Raw genomic sequence first — 18,417 nt, forward strand, 5'->3', positions numbered from 1 at the left:
AAATAATTTTCGAATCTGCTAATTCTCAAATTTTCAAATTATACACATGAGTTTTCCCGGAAAAATAGCAGTATTAGGAGGCGGAACATGGGCTACAGCCCTTGCCAAGATTATGCTCAACCACGAAAAGCATATCAATTGGTATATGCGCCGCCCCGAACAGATTGAAGACTTCAAGAAAACAGGGCGCAACCCCTCTTATCTGTCCAATGTGGAATTTAATCTGGACAGGATTTCGTTTTATTCAGACATAGCCGAAGTGGTCGGCGATTCCGACACGCTTATATTGGCTGTGCCTTCTCCCTTCCTGAAAGGGCATCTGGAAAAGTTGGATAAGGCGATGCTGAAAGAAAAATTTATAATTTCGGCTATAAAGGGGATCATTCCGCCCGAAAACCTGATTGTTACAGACTATCTGACCGAATATTACAATGTACCTGAAGACAATCTGGCAATAGTAGGCGGCCCGTGCCATGCCGAAGAAATAGCTTTGGAGCGGCTTACATACCCCACCATTGCGTGTGCCGATATAGACAAGGCGCATACAATAGCTAATATTTTCAATAACAGGTATGTAAGGGCATCCGTATCGCAAGATGTAAGGGGGATAGAACTTGGGGCGGTACTCAAAAACGTATATGCCATAGCCTCCGGAATATGCCACGGATTGAAATACGGCGACAATTTCCAGGCGGTATTGGTATGCAATGCGATCTCCGAAATGGAACGCTTCGTAGACACAGTATTGCCGATAGAAAGATGTATCGAAAGCTCGGCATATCTTGGCGACCTGTTGGTGACCTGTTATTCCAGCTTCAGCCGCAACCGCACATTCGGCTCTATGATAGGGAAAGGATATTCGGTAAAAGCAGCCCAGATAGAAATGGAAATGATAGCCGAAGGATATTATGGCACAAAGTGTATCAATGAGATGAACGAAAGGTATGGTGTGAACATTCCTATCGCCGACATGGTTTATCGTATATTGTACGAAGGCGCTTCGGCAAGAGAAGCAGTAAAGGTGTTGAGGGAAAAGATATTGAAGTAAAACATATATTATTCTTTATAGGTTTCTCAGTGCCTACTTCGTGTTTCTCAGTGTAATAAAAAAAAGAAAAAGAACTAATTTAATATAAAAAACAATGGACAAGGTTATCAAATTAGACATTAGTAAAACATTAGGTTTTATCAGCCAGGCTGACATAAATGCCCAGGCAGCTTTGGCAAAGAAATGTAACGAAACATTGCACAATGGTTCGGGAAAAGGAAACGACTTCTTAGGATGGCTCAACCTTCCGTCATCTATTACCGAAGAGCAATTAGCCGATATTGAAAATACAGCAAAATCGCTGCGCGCCAAATGCGAAGTAATCGTTTTGGTTGGTATCGGCGGTAGCTATTTAGGTTCGAAAGCTGTAATAGATTCTTTGTCTAACTATTTCGACTGGTTGCAAACCGACCGCAAGAACCCTGTTATCCTTTATGCCGGAAACAATATAGGCGAAGACTATCTGGTTGAACTTCTTTCGTATCTGAAAGGCAAATCATTTGGCATCGTCAACATCTCCAAATCGGGAACAACTACCGAGCCCGCCCTTGCTTTTCGCATACTGAAAGCCGAACTGGAAAAAACTGTAGGGAAAGACGAAGCCAAAAACCGTATCATTGCCATCACCGATGCTGCACGCGGCGCATTGTTTACACTGGCTACCAAAGAAGGATATAAGAAATATATAATCCCTGACAATGTAGGTGGACGTTTCTCTGTGCTTACACCCGTTGGTTTGCTTCCGATAGCTTTGGCAGGAATAGATATCCGCCAATTGGTTGCCGGAGCAGCATTCATGGAAAAAGAAACAGCGCCAAGCGTACCGTTCGAAAAGAATCTTTCGGAAATATATGCTGTTACACGCAACGAACTGTATAAGAAAGGTAAGAAAATTGAAATCCTGGCTAACTTCCACCCTAAGCTTCACTACATTGCCGAATGGTGGAAACAGCTTTATGGCGAAAGCGAAGGAAAAGAGCACAAAGGTATCTTCAATGCTTCTGTCGATTTTACTGCCGACCTACACTCTATGGGGCAATGGATTCAAGAGGGTGAACGCTCTATCTTCGAAACAGTTATCTCTGTAGCCCAGCCAAACGAATCGTTGGCAGTTCCTACCGATGAGGAAAACCTCGACGGGTTGAACTTCCTTGCAGGAAAACCTGTGGATTTCGTAAACAAAATGGCTGAACTGGGAACTCAGATGGCTCATGTCGATGGCGGCGTTCCGAATATCAAAATAGAATTGCCTAAACTGGATGCTTACAGCATCGGGCAGTTGCTTTACTTCTTCGAGAAAGCATGTGGTATTAGTGGTTATATCTTAGGTGTTAATCCTTTCGACCAACCGGGAGTAGAGGCGTATAAGAAAAATATGTTTGCTTTGTTGGATAAACCGGGATTTGAGAAAGAAAGCGAAGAGATTAAAAAAAGAATATAAATAGTTACAGAGTTACAAGTTACGAGTTACAAGAAAAAGGCTCGTAACTTGTAACTTGTAACTTGTAACTCAATATGAAAAAACAGCACTTACTTGGAATGACATTAGACGAACTGAAAGAGGTCGTCCAAGAGTGTGCTTTGCCTAAATTTGCAGCCAAACAAATTGCAGACTGGATATATAAAAAACGTATTTCGTCTATAGATGAAATGACAAATATATCAGTGGCAAACAGAGCGTTGCTGTCAGAAAAATACGAAGTAGGGAGATACAATCCCCAAGAATTTCAGCAATCGGTAGACGGCACGGTAAAATACCTGTTCAAAACAGGAAATGACAAGCTTATCGAAGCTGTAATGATTCCCGACGACGATAGGGCTACGCTTTGCGTCTCGTCGCAGGTAGGATGCAAGTTCAACTGCCTGTTTTGTATGACGGGCAAACAAGGATTCAACGGAAACCTGACAGCCAATGAAATTCTAAACCAGATATATTCGGTACGCGAAGCCGAAAAACTGACAAATGTTGTCTTTATGGGAATGGGCGAACCACTAGACAATTATGAAGAAGTAAAAAAGGCCCTCGATATTATGACTGCCGACTATGGCATGGCATGGAGTCCCAAACGGATAACGCTTTCTACCACAGGTGTTACACCTAAGTTGAAACGCTTCCTTGACGAAAGCAATGCCCATCTGGCAATCAGCATCCATAGCCCGGAGACGGCGCAACGGCTATCCATTATGCCTGCCGAAAAGGCGTTCCCCATTGCAGGAGTAATAGATTTGGTAGGACAATATGACTGGACGAAGCAACGTCGCTTGTCTTTCGAATATATAATGTTCGACGGGTTCAACGACTCATTGCCTTACGCCAACAAGCTGGCTCAACTGATAAAGGGATTGGATTGCAGGGTAAACCTCATTCGTTTTCACGCAATCCCTAATGTAGACCTGAAAACATCGTCGAACGAAAAGATGGTAGCTTTCAGAGATCACCTGACAAGTAAAGGCATAACCTGTACAATACGTTCATCACGCGGCGAAGATATATTTGCTGCCTGTGGTATGTTGTCTACAATGAAGAGCCCCCTCAATCCTCCGGAGGGAGACTTAAGGGCAAAGCCATAAACAGAATAGAAATAATCCGGTTACGATCCCTGAGTTTTGTAACTCGTAACTCGTAACTCGTAACTAAATAATATGATAAAAGTAGGAATAACACAAGGAGATATTAACGGGATAGGCTACGAGGTCATCCTCAAAACTTTTGCAGATGTGCGCATGGCAGAGATGTGCATCCCTGTTTTGTATGGCTCGGCAAAAGTCGCGGCTTTCCATCGCAAAGCAATGGACTTGCAACCCGTGACATTCAACCAGATAGGCAATGCGAAAGACGCCGTAGCAAACAAGGTGAACATTGTAAACACCATCAACGAAGATACTAAAATAGAAATAGGGCAATCGACAGCTATCGCAGGAGATGCCGCCTATAAATCTTTGGAAAAAGCCGTTGCCGACCTCAAAAGCGGGCTGATAGACGTGCTTGTTACCGCACCTATCAACAAGCACAATATCCAGCGCGACGATTTCCACTTTCCCGGGCATACCGAGTATCTCGAAGAACGTTTCGGCAAAGATAGCGAGAAAAGCTTGATGATTCTGGCAAAAGATTCGCTTCGCGTAGCTTTGGTTACAGGTCATATTCCATTGGCAGATGTGCCTAAAGTCCTCACAAAAGAGAAGATAGTAGAAACAGCTGTCAGGTTCGATAAAAGCCTTCGCCGCGATTTCCGTATAGGAAAACCACGCATTGCAGTATTGTCGCTCAATCCGCATGCAGGCGAAAACGGGCTGCTGGGCTCGGAAGAGAATGACATCATTATTCCGGCAATAGAAGAACTGCAAAACAAAAAGATATTATGCTTCGGCCCTTACCCTGCCGATGGATTTTTCGGTTCGAACGAGTTTGGCCGTTTCGATGGCATTCTGGCAATGTATCACGACCAGGGATTAGCACCATTCAAGACTTTGGCGATGGAAGACGGGGTAAACTTTACCGCAGGGCTTTCCATCGTGCGTACATCGCCGGCACATGGTACAGCCTACGATATTGCCGGACAAAACAAAGCTTCGGAAGAATCGTTCCGCCGCGCCATCTATATGGCTATCGACACCTTCAACAACAGGATGGAATACGACAAGGCGTATCAGAATCCATTGAAAAAGCTATACTACGAAAGAGGTGGAGACGAAGCCGTAGACCTTACAAAAGAGGAAGAATAACCACTCAGATAATATTTTAAGCATCAGATGCTTATAGGAAATGATAGAGAAACTTTTTAAACTGAAAGAGAATAACACCAATATAAGGAGGGAACTTGTAGCTGGTGTTATTACTTTTCTCACCATGTCGTACGTTCTGGTCGTCAACCCCAATGTGTTGGGCGAAACAGGCATGGACAGAGGGGCGCTGTTCACGGCCACTACACTGGCTGCGGTGTTGGGTACACTTTTCATGGCATTCTTTGCCAACCTGCCTGTTGCTCAGGCATCGGGTATGGGGCTGAATACATTTTTTGCCGTCAATGTCGTGCTTAAGATGGGCTATTCGTGGCAGTTTGCACTCACCGCCGTGTTTATAGAAGGCATTATATTCCTCTTGCTTACATTCTTCAATGTGCGTGAACTTATACTCAAAAGCATCCCACTCGTACTCAAAGACGCTATTCCTGTCGGCATAGGCTTGTTCATCTGCCTGTTGGGACTCAAAAGCGCAGGTATAATAGTTGCCAACGAATATACTTTCATGGAGTTGGGCGATCTGGCTAATCCCAATGTATGGGCAGCCTTTATCGGGCTTTTCTGCGCGGGCATCCTGTTGGCCAAAGATGTGAAAGCAGCAATACTATTGGGTATTTTTGCTGCCGCTATCTCTGCCGCTATATTCGGGGTTTTCGATCCTGTAGGGGCTATCAGCAAAGATGGATTGGTAGGTTTGCCGCCGTCGCTTTCGCCTATATTTGCCAAATTCGAATGGGCACAAGTATTTACTTTCGATATGCTGATCGTTGTGTTTACATTCCTGTTGGTCAATCTGTTCGACACCATCGGCACATTGATAGGAGTAGTGTCGAAAGCAGGCTATCTGGATAAGAACGGAAATTTTCCTCAGGCAAAGCGCGCTCTTTTCGCCGATGCACTAGGCACTACCGTAGGCGCAGTATTAGGCACAAGCACAGTGACCTCATACGTAGAAAGTACAGCTGGTGTAGCCGCCGGAGGGCGTACAGGGCTTACATCGGTAAGTACAGCCCTTATGTTTCTGGGAGCATTGTTTTTTGCCCCGTTGTTCCTTATGATTCCGGCATCGGCTACTGCTCCGGCTCTTATCATTGTAGGCTTGTTTATGATTTCGTCGGTGGTCAAGATCAATTTCAACGACATCACCGAATCGCTACCGGCATTTATAACTATTACCTTTATGCCTTTTACTTACAGCATAGCGCAGGGTATTATATTCGGTATCCTTAGCTTTACGCTTATCAAGGTATTTACCTGCAAGCATAAGGATGTGAGTATTGCTATTTACATTATATCGCTTTTGTTTGTAATAAAGCTGTTGCTGGATGCCGCCCATATTTTGGGGAAGTGACGAGGGATGAAGGGGGAAAAGAATAAATACAGTTTGCTTTTTTATAATTCATGTCAATCAGTAGTTAAATTATATGTTCTTTTTTTTTGCATAAAAGCAATCTTGAGTTAAACATTTTCTCTTTAGCTCATCCTGCCGCGCCCTTTTGGGCTTGTCCTCCCTTTTGGCATTGCCCAAAAGGAAGCAAAAGGCTAGTGCTTCGTCCCTCGGCGACCTGTCATCGGTTTGCCGGCTGAAAGGGATAAACGGGCTACGCCCCATCCCTTTCTACGCCGCCTTCACCGGACAGGTTTCCGCCTGCGGAACTGATGCACGGAAAGCTGACGCACGACTAGAATTGTCGTAAACTCTTGTCCGGCGTCAGCCCGCGCCATTAGCTTTGCGTACGGGGTACCCACGCGGTGCAGGCGGCGTAGAATGAAGTGGGGCTGCTGTTATGCAACTTTACTAAGCTAACTAAAAGATTGCTGTTAGTTCACTTCATTCAGCCGTCAAGGCGCAAAGTGGGTCGTACGGCTAAGCGGGGCGCAAAAGAGTTTTTGGTTCCTTTTGGGGCTTAGGCCAAAAGGAACGCAAGCAATCTATGATTGCGCGCAGTATAAAAAAGAACGTTTTGCAGTTATTCCAACTGCTGATTCGCATAATTGATTTATCTATAGTAAGAAAAGCTTGTAGCTGATAGCGGTCAGTTTATAGTAAAAAAAGTAACAATAAGAAATGGTGAAAAACGTTACCTTTGTTACTTTTTTCACTTCATTAAGCCTCCAATAAACAGGATTGTTACGTTTCGGTTATACCCTCTTTGTCATCCTGAGGAACGAAGCATCTCTTCTCTCAATACAAGAGATGTTTCACTATCGTTCAACATGACAGAGAGACTAAAAAGGCTTCTGCTCTAAGAGAAGGGGAAGGACAAAGCCACGATTAGATTAAAGATGGTAAAGAGAAAAAGTGACAATAGAAAATATGATAATATGTTGTTACCTTTGTTACTTTTTTAACAAGTAAACTAGCCAACTAAATATATAAACTATGATAACAAACCAACATAAAGAAACAGCCCGTTGGGCTATGCAGTTAGCGTTGCAAAATGGCTGCCAGGCTGCCAGAGTATCCATTATCACAGGTAGGAATAACTCATTCGAGTACCGAGATAAGCAACTGGACAGGCTACACCAGAGTTCCGAAAACAAATTGTACATCGAACTCTTTGTAGACCAACGGTATGGCTCTTTCTCTACCAACCGGATAGAAAAAAACGAACTCGAAAAGTTTATAAAAGAAGGCATATTATCTACCCGATATCTGGCTACAGATGCCTGTAGGCAGTTGCCCGATGCGTCAAGATATTACAAGCCCGATGGTACTGACCTCGACTTGTGCGACCCGTCTTTCGAATCTGTCGATACGGAAAAGAAACTGGCTACCGCCCGGCAGGGTATAGACGAAATATGGGGGACAGACGACAGGATAATATCCATATCTTCGTCTTACGACGACGGAATAGGTGCTGAATATATGATTGCCAGCAATGGTTTCGAAGCCGAAACTTCCGACTCGGCTTTTAGCGTAGCCGTGTCCGTTTCGTTGAAAACAGATGGAGATGCCCGTGCCGAATCGTACTGGTACAACAGCGCAGTCTATTGGGACGACCTACAGAAAGAAGGCATTGGAAAGAAAGCGTTGGAAAGGGCTTTGCGCAAAATGGGACAGAAGAAAATAGAATCGGGCAAGTATGATATGTTGCTCGATAATACGACATCTTCGCGCCTGCTATCGCCGCTTATCGGGGCAATGTATGGCTCGGGGCTTCAACAAAAAAACTCGTTCCTGATAGATAAACTGGGACAAAAAATAGTATCCGGTAAGCTTACGTTAAGAGATACTCCGCACATAAAACGTGCTTTCGGCGCGCGTCTTTTCGATGGTGAGGGCATAGCTACCGGCAACCGGATGATAATAGAAAACGGTATCCTGCAAACATATTTTATAGATACATACAATGCCCTCAAGATGGACGTAAGCCCTACGATTGCCTCTCCGTCGATAATTCAGGTCGATCTGGGGAACAAAAACTTCGATCAGCTGTTACAATCTGTAGAAAAAGGAATATGGGTGACAGGTTTCAATGGAGGCAACAGCAATGCGACTACCGGCGATTTCTCGTTTGGGGTCGAAGGCTTCCTTATCGAAAACGGGGTTGCAACAACTCCGGTAAGCGAAATGAATATTACAGGCAATATACTCAACTTGTGGTCTGGGCTGACGGATATCGGAAACGATCCGCGGCAAAATTCTTCATGGCGCATCCCATCACTCCTTTTCAGTGATGTCAATTTTAGCGGCTTATAAGTTTAAGAATGAAGTTTTTCTATCTTTTTGTTTTATTATTTTACACAATATCGTTATCACTATTCTCCCAGGTACCGGCTACCGAGGTCAGGGCTGTCTGGCTGACTACCAACTGGGGGCTCGACTGGCCGGCGGAAAAGAAAGGTGTTGCCGAACAGAAAAGGGAACTGCAACGCCTTTTAGACGAAATACAAAAGGACAACTTCAATGTCGTCCTCTTTCAGGCCAGGGCACACGGACGTGTATTATACAAATCGAAGATAGAACAGGCGAGCCCGTTTTACAATAGTTCGGAGAATTTCGACCCTCTGGCCTTTGCTGTAGCCGAATGCCACAAACGCGGTTTGGAATGCCATGCCTGGCTGGTAACTTATCCGATGGAAAAAGCTACAGTACGATATACCGGAAAAGGTAAAAGACGGAAAGCGGTAGTAGTGAAAGACAAGCCCGACCACTATAAAGAGATAGGGGGGCGTTGGTATCTCGATCCGGGGCGGCCGGAAACCAGAAAACATCTGATGGGGATAGTGAAAGAAATAGTATCGAAATATGATGTAGACGGCATCCACTTCGACTATATACGCTATCCCAGCAATACGATGAAGTTTCCCGACGAAGATTCGTATAAGAGATATGGAAAAGGAACGAACTTACACGACTGGCGCAGGCAGAATATAACCCAACTGGTTTCTGATATTTACGATGAAGTAAAATCCCTGAAAAAGTGGGTGCAGGTAAGCAGTTCTCCCCTTGGCAGATACAAGCCTTTGCCCGGAGCTGCACAGAACGATGGGTGGACGGCCTACGGCACAGTTTTTCAGGATGCCGGAGGCTGGATGAAACTGGGCAAGCACGACCTTCTCTTCCCTATGATGTATCATCGCGGGCGTTATTTCTATCCCTATCTCGACGATTGGATGGCTAATAGCAACGGGCGGATTGTAGTGCCGGGACTGGGTGTATATCAGATGGACGAACTGAACTGGTCTTTAAGCGATATTGTAGACCAGATGAAATATACCCGCGCCAAAAAAGTAAGCGGGCAATCGTATTTCAGAACCCGCAATATACTGGGCAATCTGAAAGGCATAAGGGATTCTATCCGTACATTCTATCCTACCCCATCGAAGCTTCCCCCATTGACATGGCTCGACAATGAAGCTCCAAACTCTCCTGTCGATTTGCAGGTGTATAAAGATAAGCGAGGCAATCTGAATATTACGTGGGAAGCGCCCGACAATACCGAAGGCTTTACATACAATGTATATGCTTCGGCTACCGAAGACTTCGACAAGGAAGACCCTAACTTTATCCTTGCTACGGGAATACGCTCCAACAGCTATTCATTTCCCGTATCTACAGGCGATTTCGGGTTCTACTATTTCGTAACAGCTTCCGACAGGTTTCACAACGAGAGCGTTGTTTGCTTTCCTGCCTATTTTGTGCATTCCGATTTGAAGAAGTAGCTTTTTCCTGTTTTGCAAGAGATTGGATAGGGAAATCGTTAAATCGTTAACCAAACAACTTTATTTCGCTATTTTCTCCACCAGAAGTATATTCATACTGAATAAATATTTTATTTTTGCATATAATCATAACAAAACATCAAATACAGACCGGAAACTTTTAAATCTACCATATAGATGAAAACTAACAAAAAGATAGGAGAACGCATCAAACAAATGCGCGAATCAAAATCCCTCTCAGTGGCAGACGTCGCCGAACGGTCGGGATTAGACGCCATACAGATAGAAAATATAGAACAGACCGGGGGATTGCCTTCGCTCACTCCTCTGATCAAGATAGCCCGCGTATTGGGTGTGCGTCTCGGTACATTTCTCGACGATTACGATGAGCTTGGCCCCGCCATATCGCGCAAGGAAGAATATAGCAAATCGATAAGCTTCTCGACCAAAGACCTGTCTTCGCACCGCCACATGGACTATTATTCGCTGTCGCCTACCAAAGCAGGCAGGCATATGGAGCCTTTTGTGATACAGATAGAACCCGTAGACGAAGGCGTAGACTTTGTGCTCTCTACGCACGAAGGCGAAGAATTTATATACTGCCTCGATGGCATTGTGGAAATACAATACGGAAACGAAACATATATACTCGAAGAGGGCGACAGCATCTATTACGATTCCATTGTCGCCCACCACGTGCATGCCGGAAGACAAGGCAGTGCACGCATATTAGCCGTAATATACACACCTATATAAAACTATGCAACTTACCGAAAGAACGTTGGGACAGTGGCTCGAGCATTGGGCCGAAAAGACTCCCGACAAAGAATATATCGTATATTCCGACAGGGATTTGCGCTTCACATGGCAACAGTTCAATGAGCGGGTAGACAACATGGCCAAGGGGATGCTTGCCCTCGGCGTAAAAAAAGGCGACCATGTAGGCATATGGGCAACCAATGTGCCCGACTGGCTTACGTTCCTGTATGCAGGAGCGAAGATAGGTGCTGTGCTGGTCACCATAAACACCAATTACAAACAGCATGAGCTGGAATATATAGTAGACAATGCCGATATACATACCCTGTGCATCACCGAAGGCGTGTTCGATGGCAGCTATATCGACATGGTGTACCAGATGGTTCCCGAACTGAAGACCTCGCAGCGAGGCTTCCTTTCATCGCCACGTTTCCCCAAACTGAAAAACGTAGTGTTCATCGGGCAGGAGAAGTATCGGGGGATGTATAACACTGCCGAAATCCTGCTATTGGGTAAAAATATCGACAACCAGACTTTGGTCGAAGCAAAGGGCAAGGTCGGTTGCCACGATGTGGTGAATATGCAATATACTTCGGGCACTACAGGTTTCCCCAAAGGGGTGATGCTGACCCATTACAATATAGCCAACAATGGTTATTTCACCGGGGAAGGGATGCACTTTACCGAAAACGATAAGCTATGCATCTGCGTGCCTCTGTTTCACTGCTTCGGCATAACGCTGGCAACGATGAATTGCCTGACGCACGGCTCTACGCAGGTGATGGTCGAGCGTTTCGATCCTCTGGTAGTGCTGGCTTCGGTGCATAAGGAAAGATGTACAGCCCTGTATGGTGTGCCCACAATGTTTATTGCGGAACTCAACCACCCTATGTTCGATATGTTCGACGTCAGTTCGCTGCGTACAGGCATCATGGCGGGTGCGCTCTGTCCGATAGAACTAATGCGGCAGGTGACCGACAAACTGCATATAACACACATTACAAGCGTATATGGGCTGACCGAATCGTCGCCGGGAATGACACACTCGGTAGTAGAAGACTCATTCGAAACGCGCTGTACTACTGTAGGAAAAGAATATCCGTTTACGGAAGTAAAAATACTGAATCCCGAAACGGGCGAAGAATGTGCCGTCGGCGAACAAGGCGAGGTGTGTTGCAGGGGATATCTGGTGATGAAAGGATATTACAAAAATCCGGGAGCTACGGCAGAAGTTATAGACAAAAACGGATGGCTGCATTCGGGCGACTTGGGTATTAAAGACGAGAGTGGCTATTACCGCATCACCGGACGTATAAAGGATATGATAATACGCGGAGGCGAGAATATCTATCCACGCGAGATAGAAGAATTTCTTTACCATCTGGAAGGGATAAAAGACATACAGGTAGCAGGTATCCCATCGAAAAAATACGGCGAAGAAGTGGGCGCCTTCATCATCCTGCAAGAAGGTTCCAGCCTGGAGCCCGAAGACGTAAAAGACTTTTGCCGGGGGAAGATAGCACGGCACAAGATACCTAAATATGTATTTTTCATAGAGTCATTCCCGCTGACAGGCAGTGGAAAGATACAGAAATTCAAGTTGAAGGATATAGGGCTTGAGTTGTTGGAAAAGCAAGGGGTGGAAGTCGTTTAGCTTTTTAGTTCCCCGCGGGGGATGAGGTAATAAAGGCTTGGCGATATGACAGGCCGGAGTTGATACGGGCAAACTTTATTATAATTACTCTGTACTTAGAGCCTGTTTAAATTTTAGCGAAAATATTTCTTATAGGTTATTTTCCACATTTTACTCTCGGTTTAGCCCGCTAAACCAGCGAGCAAAACACGTAAAATCCATCTAAAAACAGCTATAAAAAAGATTTGCTATAAAATTCAAACAGACTCTTAAAACCATCTATTTTATTAAAAAACATAAAAATAATATTACAGCACATATTTATTTTGTTTCTTTGCAGCAAATTTGGGTGTGTTGTATCCATCCCACAACGAAGGTTTTAACTGTCTGAGTACAAATGTCTGATAAATATCAAGCTAAACCAATGTCCCTATTTACGGCAGGAGTGATTACTACCATTAGTATTACTCTTGTTCTTTTTCTGTTGGGGCTCACCATACTCATAGCTTTTACAGGCAAAGGGTTGTCGGCATATATAAAAGAAAAAATGGGCGTTTCCATCGAACTGAGTGGAAATATGACCCAGGCAGAGATAGACGAAACCAAGAAGAAGATAGAAGCCATCCCCTATGTAAAGTCTACGGTATATATCAGCAAAGAAGAGGTAAAGAAACAACTGATAGAAAACCTTGGCGGCGACCCCGAAGAAGTATTGGGCTACGACCCGGCAACCAGCTATTTCGATGTATTCATCAAGTCGGAATATGTAGATACCGACAGCCTGCAAAAAGTAGAGGCGGCATTTAAAGAATTCAACCTGTCGAAAGGGCTGACATTCAGGCAAGACGATATAGCACAGGCAAATGCCAACCTATCAAAAGTGGGCTCTATACTGCTCATACTGGCACTTATACTCATACTTATTTCCTTTACATTGATTCGCAACACCATACAACTAAACATATACTCCAAACGCTTCCTGATAAACACCATGCAACTGGTAGGAGCCACTAACAGCTTCATACGCCGTCCGTTTATCGGCAGTGCCATCGTTTCGGGCATTATTTCCGGCATCATAGCCAATGTGCTTATCACAGGCGTTGTATATTACTTCACAAACGGGTATCCCGAATACCTCTCCATACTTCCGCTATCGGAACTGCTGGTTGTATATGGGGTAGTAATCGTTTGTGGTATCATCATCACAGTATTGGCAACAATATCGGCTGTGAATAAGTATTTGAAAATGACAACTAATAACCTCTATCACGTATAAACTGATATGGATAAAAAAGACTTTGCTTTAAGCAAAAATAATTACATCATCTGCGCAGTAGCAGTATTGCTTATCATTCAGGGCTTTATTCTGATGACAGGCCCTTCGTCGAGCATCGAAGGCGGCTTCGAACCCGATATATTCAGCACACGCAGAATCGTTATAGCCCCTATGGTCTGCTTTGCAGGCTTCCTGCTGATGATAGTAGGAATACTTTTCCCTAAAAAGAAAGAAAAGACAGACGAATTGCAAAAACAAGATAACACAGAAATACAAAAACCATAATGGATATTATTGAAGCAATTATTATTGCTATCGTTGAAGGACTGACCGAATTTTTGCCGGTATCGTCTACCGGACATATGATTATTGCACAAAGCCTTTTAGGCATAGAAAGCAACGAGTTTGTAAAAGCATTTACAGTAATTATACAGTTTGGAGCCATACTGTCGGTTATCGTATTGTACTGGAAACGTTTCTTCCGGTTCAACAGGGAAATCCCGGAGTCGGCAAAAGGCAATTTCATCAAAGAGAATTTCTATAGGTTCGAATTTTACTGGAAACTTCTGGCAGGATTCATTCCGGCAGCGGTGCTTGGGCTTGCCTTTAGCGACAAGATAGACGAACTGCTCGAAAACGTGACAGTGGTAGCCGCCATGCTTGTGCTGGGTGGTATCGTCATGTTGTTTGTCGACAAGTGGTTCAACCGTCCCGAACAAGGGGAGCAGGTGGTAACATATAAAAACGCTTTCATTATCGGTTTCTTCCAGTGCATAGCCATGATACCGGGCGTGTCGCGCTCTATGGCAACCATTGTCGGTGGTATGACACAGGGATTGAGCCGCAAAAATGCAGCAGAATTTTCGTTCTTCCTTGCCGTGCCTACTATGGCTGCAGCTACAGGCTACAAACTGATGAAGCTGCTGACATCCGACACCGGATTCAAATTGCTGAAAGAGAATATCGACGTGCTGATTATCGGTAATGTAGTAGCCTTTATAGTAGCCCTGCTGGCAATCAAATTCTTCATTGGGTTTGTAACCAAGTACGGATTCAAGCTGTTTGGCTGGTACCGCATCATTCTGGGAGGCATACTCCTCGCACTATTGCTTACAGGACACGAATTAACGATTATATAATGGATTTTATCTCCGGAGAAATCTTATATGTAGACAAGCCGCTGGGGTGGACATCGTTTACCCTTGTCCGCAAGTTGCGCAACAAGCTTTGCCGTCAGTTGGGAATAAAGAAACTGAAAGTAGGGCATGCCGGCACGCTCGACCCGCTTGCTACCGGAGTAATGATTATCTGCACGGGGAAAAAGACCAAGCTGATAGAAACGTTCCAATACCAGACAAAGGAATATATAGCGACTATAAAACTGGGAGAAACCACCCCGTCGTTCGACCTCGAAACAGAAGTAGACGGTACTTATCCCACCGGGCATATAACAAAGGAGCTGGTAGAAACCACCCTGCAACAGTTTGTCGGCGAAATACAACAAGTACCCCCTGCATACTCAGCCTGCAAGGTAGAAGGCAAGAGAGCCTACACACTTGCCCGCGAGGGACAAGAAGTTGAACTAAAGCCTAAGTTGCTGGTAATAGACGAAATAGAACTGCTCGACTATGGCATGCCATTTGCAAAGGTAAGAGTAGTATGCAGCAAAGGCACATATATCAGGGCATTGGCTCGCGATATAGGCCTAGCCCTCGGTTCGGGCGGACACCTGACAGCATTGCAACGCACCCGCATAGGCGAAGTAGCTCTCGACCAGTGCATCGACGGGCAATATATAGAAGATGCCATAGAAATGCTTGTTGCAAAAGAAGATTAAGAGCCTGTTTAAATAGATAACAATAAATATTACATAAAAGATATGAAACTTTCTCAATTCAGATTCGACTTACCGGACGAACTTATAGCCACTCATCCGGCAAAGAATAGAGATGAATCGCGCCTGATGGTTGTCAACCGCAAGACCGGCGAGATAGAACACAAGGTATTCAAGGATATTCTCAACTACTTCGACGAAAAAGATGTTTTCATCTTCAACGATACAAAAGTATTCCCTGCCCGCCTCTATGGCAACAAAGAGAAAACTGGGGCAACCATCGAAGTATTCCTTTTGCGCGAACTAAACGAAGAGTTTCACCTGTGGGACGTGTTGGTAGACCCAGCCCGCAAAATCCGCATAGGCAACAAGCTTTATTTCGGCGACGACGACTCTATGGTGGCCGAAGTAATAGACAACACCACTTCGCGCGGACGTACATTGCGCTTCCTTTACGACGGGCCGTCGGAAGAATTTCGCAAAGCCCTCTATGCTTTGGGCGAAACGCCAATACCCAAGTACCTGAACCGTGGCGAAGAGAAAGAAGACAAAGAACGCTACCAGACCATCTTTGCCAAAAACGAAGGGGCTGTAGTTGCTCCCGCAGCCGGCTTGCACTTTAGCCGCGAATTGCTGAAACGCATGGAGATAAAAGGCCTGAACTTTGCCTATATCACCCTGCACTCGGGACTGGGCAACTACCGCGACATCGACGTAGAAGACCTTACCAAGCATAAGATGGATTCGGAGCAACTGCAAATCACGCAGGAAGCTGCCGATATAGTAAACCACGCCAAAGATACCAATCATAAGATATGCGCTGTGGGCACATCGGCTATGCGCGCTATAGAAACCATAGTAGCTACCGACGGACACCTGAAAACGAACGAAGGATGGACTAACAAGTTTATCTTCCCGCCGTACGATTTTGGTATTGCCGACTCTATGATTACCAATTTCCACCTGCCACAGTCTACATTGCTGATGATGACGGCTGCATTCGGAGGATACGACCTTATAATGGATACATACGAAATGGCGATAAAAGAAAAATACCGTTTCGGCACCTACGGCGATGCAATGCTTATCATCTGATGCTGAGATGCAAACAAAAACTGCATGACGTATATCTCGGCTTGGGCACCAATCTGGGCGACAGGGGCGAGAATCTCGAAAATGCAATAAAATATATAACAAAGCGGATTGGAGAAGTAATCTCCATTTCCGCTTTTTATGTCACCGAGCCTGTGGGCTTCGAGTCGGCAAACCAATTCCTCAATGCTGCCATCCACATCCGGACGAAGCACTCACCTGTGAGCATCCTGCATATCACACAAGAGATAGAACAGGCGATGGGACGGCACACCAAGTCCGCTGGCGGTGTACATACCGACAGGATAATAGATATCGACCTCTTGTTGTACGATGATTTGATATTCGCCTCAGACGAACTTACATTGCCGCACCCTCATCTCCACGAGCGCGATTTTGTGCTGATGCCGTTGTCGGAAATTGCAGCCGCACGCAGGCATCCGCTTCTGGGAAAGACAATAGAAGAACTAAAAGAACTATACAAGAAAAACAACCCTTAACCGCCGCTTCTTTTCCCTTGCACCTTACCTCGTATATTTCTGCATCAGGTTGCTGATGCGCTCTATCACCGACATATAGGCGCGATTGATAGCATCGGTATTGCGTATGGCATCGTCTACCAGTTGCCTGGTGTGGCTGTCGCTTATCCCCTCCTTCAGTTCGGCAAACAGCCTTGTACTCTCCAGGTTGCGCTGCAATATTGAGGCGAGCAACAGGCCGATAGGAAACATCTCTTTTTCCATCTTGCTGTCGCCTGTCACCTGATATAATTTCCGTATGTCGTCGAGCATCGATTGCAGGCTCATATCGTCGTCTTGATATTCTTCCATAATGATTATTGTAAATATTGATATATAATTGATTGATGATTAAAACCAAAATATAGCGGGCAAAAATACTTATATAGAGATGTTTAAAAATAACAACCGTTGGTTTATTCTAAACAGTGCGACTGCAAGAAATGTTTGGCTGTTTTTGTGTGAAATCAGAATTTTATCGAAAGAAAGGAATTATTAGCATAAAATATTCTAAATTCGTAAACACAAAATTTAATCATTCGCGAATATGGAAAAAACAAAGGGAAAAGAACATCCGCATCACGGAAAAAATATAAAGCTGGCACGTAAGATAAAGGATATGAGCCAGGAAGACCTTGCCCTGGCAATGAATGTAAGTCAGATGGAAATATCGCGCCTGGAAAGGCTGGAAGAAATAGATGATAAAACGCTGGGGCAGATAGCCGAAAAAATGGGGATATCCGTAGGTTTTTTTAAGACTTTCGAGCCGGATGAACTGTTCAAATCTTTCAATATGTATGATTCTGTAAAGGAGAACGAGAATACATATTCAATGTCTGGTACAGAAGAAACTCAAACAAATAACACCTTGCAGCAAGGAGAACAAGAAAACATAACCAACAATTACAGCGAGCCGCTCGAAAAAGTATCCGAACTTTTCGAACGCATAATAGACCTCAGTGCAAAGCTTGCTGTTGCCGAAAGCGAAAAGCAGGAACTACTGAAAGAGATAGCTGCCCTGAAAGCTGAGATGGAAAGGCTGAAGAAGTAGTTGTTTTCATTTTATTTATACAATTAATCTCAGAAAATTTTATCTATATAGGCCCCCCTTTGTTCCCCCCGAAGTGGGGAATGGGCGAAGCCATGGCAAGGGGGAGGAAAAAGCAATAATGGAAAAGTGATAAAAAAGTGTTACATGTGCATAGTACATGACAAAAATTAAAATTATTGTAATATTAGCATTGTAGGAGGGTGTGTCAAAAGCCCCAAAATATGAAAGACCGAAGTTTTTAATAGCTTCGGTCTTTTTCGTTCACTCTAAAATATGTATCTTAGAGTTGCAAT

General features: G+C 44.5%; 18 protein-coding genes. 17 read left to right on the forward strand and 1 reads right to left on the reverse strand.

Annotated elements, in window-relative coordinates; all coding sequences use genetic code 11:
- Positions 1–46 precede the first annotated feature (46 nt).
- The 16 genes from D0T57_RS13720 to folK all read left to right on the forward strand — a co-directional run bounded on the left by D0T57_RS13720 (position 47) and on the right by folK (position 17,055).
- Entirely contained in the window at positions 47–1,048 is a 1,002-nt protein-coding gene (locus D0T57_RS13720; RefSeq protein WP_163274056.1) for an NAD(P)H-dependent glycerol-3-phosphate dehydrogenase, read from the forward strand.
- Between the two features lie 94 nt (positions 1,049–1,142).
- Positions 1,143–2,489: a glucose-6-phosphate isomerase gene (locus tag D0T57_RS13725; RefSeq protein ID WP_163274057.1), complete on the forward strand. Its 1,347-nt coding sequence runs from the start codon at positions 1,143–1,145 to the stop codon at positions 2,487–2,489.
- Positions 2,490–2,563: 74 nt separating this feature from the next.
- Entirely contained in the window at positions 2,564–3,619 is a 1,056-nt protein-coding gene (gene rlmN, locus D0T57_RS13730) for a 23S rRNA (adenine(2503)-C(2))-methyltransferase RlmN (RefSeq protein WP_163274058.1), read from the forward strand.
- Between the two features lie 72 nt (positions 3,620–3,691).
- A complete protein-coding gene (pdxA, locus tag D0T57_RS13735) occupies positions 3,692–4,774 on the forward strand; it encodes a 4-hydroxythreonine-4-phosphate dehydrogenase PdxA (RefSeq protein WP_163274059.1) in 1,083 nt (360 codons plus the stop codon).
- A 40-nt stretch (positions 4,775–4,814) separates the two neighbouring features.
- The gene (locus D0T57_RS13740; RefSeq protein ID WP_163274060.1) at positions 4,815–6,143 is read left to right on the forward strand and encodes an NCS2 family permease; all 1,329 of its coding nucleotides are present in this window, start codon (positions 4,815–4,817) and stop codon (positions 6,141–6,143) included.
- A 163-nt stretch (positions 6,144–6,306) separates the two neighbouring features.
- Positions 6,307–6,489 carry a hypothetical protein gene (locus D0T57_RS13745; RefSeq protein WP_163274044.1) on the forward strand — a complete coding sequence of 61 codons (183 nt, stop codon included), beginning with the start codon at positions 6,307–6,309 and terminating at the stop codon, positions 6,487–6,489.
- A gap of 686 nt (positions 6,490–7,175) precedes the next feature.
- Complete coding sequence (locus D0T57_RS13750; protein ID WP_163274061.1) at positions 7,176–8,495, forward strand: TldD/PmbA family protein; 1,320 nt, start codon at positions 7,176–7,178, stop codon at positions 8,493–8,495.
- Between the two features lie 8 nt (positions 8,496–8,503).
- Positions 8,504–9,961 carry a glycoside hydrolase family 10 protein gene (locus D0T57_RS13755; RefSeq protein ID WP_163274062.1) on the forward strand — a complete coding sequence of 486 codons (1,458 nt, stop codon included), beginning with the start codon at positions 8,504–8,506 and terminating at the stop codon, positions 9,959–9,961.
- 177 nt (positions 9,962–10,138) lie between these two features.
- Positions 10,139–10,717, forward strand: a complete 579-nt coding sequence (locus tag D0T57_RS13760; protein ID WP_163274063.1) for a helix-turn-helix domain-containing protein — start codon at positions 10,139–10,141, stop codon at positions 10,715–10,717.
- Between the two features lie 4 nt (positions 10,718–10,721).
- Positions 10,722–12,374 (forward strand): AMP-binding protein, encoded by a 1,653-nt coding sequence (locus D0T57_RS13765; RefSeq protein ID WP_163274064.1) that lies wholly within the window; start codon positions 10,722–10,724, stop codon positions 12,372–12,374.
- Positions 12,375–12,777: 403 nt separating this feature from the next.
- On the forward strand, positions 12,778–13,629 hold the full coding sequence (locus tag D0T57_RS13770) for an ABC transporter permease (RefSeq protein WP_255490602.1): 852 nt from the start codon (positions 12,778–12,780) through the stop codon (positions 13,627–13,629).
- Positions 13,630–13,635: 6 nt separating this feature from the next.
- On the forward strand, positions 13,636–13,914 hold the full coding sequence (locus D0T57_RS13775) for a DUF3098 domain-containing protein (RefSeq protein ID WP_163274066.1): 279 nt from the start codon (positions 13,636–13,638) through the stop codon (positions 13,912–13,914).
- Positions 13,914–14,768: an undecaprenyl-diphosphate phosphatase gene (locus D0T57_RS13780; RefSeq protein ID WP_163274067.1), complete on the forward strand. Its 855-nt coding sequence runs from the start codon at positions 13,914–13,916 to the stop codon at positions 14,766–14,768. The genes D0T57_RS13775 and D0T57_RS13780 overlap by 1 nt, the downstream gene beginning before the upstream one ends.
- Positions 14,768–15,466 (forward strand): tRNA pseudouridine(55) synthase TruB, encoded by a 699-nt coding sequence (gene truB, locus D0T57_RS13785; RefSeq protein ID WP_163274068.1) that lies wholly within the window; start codon positions 14,768–14,770, stop codon positions 15,464–15,466. The genes D0T57_RS13780 and truB overlap by 1 nt, the downstream gene beginning before the upstream one ends.
- Before the next feature lie 42 nt (positions 15,467–15,508).
- The gene (queA, locus tag D0T57_RS13790; RefSeq protein WP_163274069.1) at positions 15,509–16,558 is read left to right on the forward strand and encodes a tRNA preQ1(34) S-adenosylmethionine ribosyltransferase-isomerase QueA; all 1,050 of its coding nucleotides are present in this window, start codon (positions 15,509–15,511) and stop codon (positions 16,556–16,558) included.
- A 20-nt stretch (positions 16,559–16,578) separates the two neighbouring features.
- Entirely contained in the window at positions 16,579–17,055 is a 477-nt protein-coding gene (folK, locus tag D0T57_RS13795) for a 2-amino-4-hydroxy-6-hydroxymethyldihydropteridine diphosphokinase (protein WP_185154685.1), read from the forward strand.
- Between the two features lie 24 nt (positions 17,056–17,079).
- On the opposite strand, the gene D0T57_RS13800 is transcribed toward folK, so the two are convergent.
- A complete protein-coding gene (locus tag D0T57_RS13800; protein ID WP_163274071.1) occupies positions 17,080–17,385 on the reverse strand; it encodes a hypothetical protein in 306 nt (101 codons plus the stop codon).
- A gap of 235 nt (positions 17,386–17,620) precedes the next feature.
- On the opposite strand from D0T57_RS13800, the gene D0T57_RS13805 reads away from it, so the two are divergent.
- A complete protein-coding gene (locus D0T57_RS13805) occupies positions 17,621–18,124 on the forward strand; it encodes a helix-turn-helix domain-containing protein (RefSeq protein ID WP_163274072.1) in 504 nt (167 codons plus the stop codon).
- Positions 18,125–18,417 lie beyond the last annotated feature (293 nt).

The organism is Dysgonomonas sp. 511, from assembly GCF_010501105.1.
Lineage (GTDB): Bacteria > Bacteroidota > Bacteroidia > Bacteroidales > Dysgonomonadaceae > Dysgonomonas.

Coding starts and splice junctions, on each gene's coding strand:
- D0T57_RS13720 (WP_163274056.1), top strand. CDS start 47: ATGAGTTTTCCCGGAAAAATAGCAGTATTAGGAGGCGGAACATGGGCT.
- D0T57_RS13725 (WP_163274057.1), top strand. CDS start 1,143: ATGGACAAGGTTATCAAATTAGACATTAGTAAAACATTAGGTTTTATC.
- rlmN (WP_163274058.1), top strand. CDS start 2,564: ATGAAAAAACAGCACTTACTTGGAATGACATTAGACGAACTGAAAGAG.
- pdxA (WP_163274059.1), top strand. CDS start 3,692: ATGATAAAAGTAGGAATAACACAAGGAGATATTAACGGGATAGGCTAC.
- D0T57_RS13740 (WP_163274060.1), top strand. CDS start 4,815: ATGATAGAGAAACTTTTTAAACTGAAAGAGAATAACACCAATATAAGG.
- D0T57_RS13750 (WP_163274061.1), top strand. CDS start 7,176: ATGATAACAAACCAACATAAAGAAACAGCCCGTTGGGCTATGCAGTTA.
- D0T57_RS13755 (WP_163274062.1), top strand. CDS start 8,504: ATGAAGTTTTTCTATCTTTTTGTTTTATTATTTTACACAATATCGTTA.
- D0T57_RS13760 (WP_163274063.1), top strand. CDS start 10,139: ATGAAAACTAACAAAAAGATAGGAGAACGCATCAAACAAATGCGCGAA.
- D0T57_RS13765 (WP_163274064.1), top strand. CDS start 10,722: ATGCAACTTACCGAAAGAACGTTGGGACAGTGGCTCGAGCATTGGGCC.
- D0T57_RS13770 (WP_255490602.1), top strand. CDS start 12,778: ATGTCCCTATTTACGGCAGGAGTGATTACTACCATTAGTATTACTCTT.
- D0T57_RS13775 (WP_163274066.1), top strand. CDS start 13,636: ATGGATAAAAAAGACTTTGCTTTAAGCAAAAATAATTACATCATCTGC.
- D0T57_RS13780 (WP_163274067.1), top strand. CDS start 13,914: ATGGATATTATTGAAGCAATTATTATTGCTATCGTTGAAGGACTGACC.
- truB (WP_163274068.1), top strand. CDS start 14,768: ATGGATTTTATCTCCGGAGAAATCTTATATGTAGACAAGCCGCTGGGG.
- queA (WP_163274069.1), top strand. CDS start 15,509: ATGAAACTTTCTCAATTCAGATTCGACTTACCGGACGAACTTATAGCC.
- D0T57_RS13800 (WP_163274071.1), bottom strand. CDS start 17,385: ATGGAAGAATATCAAGACGACGATATGAGCCTGCAATCGATGCTCGAC.
- D0T57_RS13805 (WP_163274072.1), top strand. CDS start 17,621: ATGGAAAAAACAAAGGGAAAAGAACATCCGCATCACGGAAAAAATATA.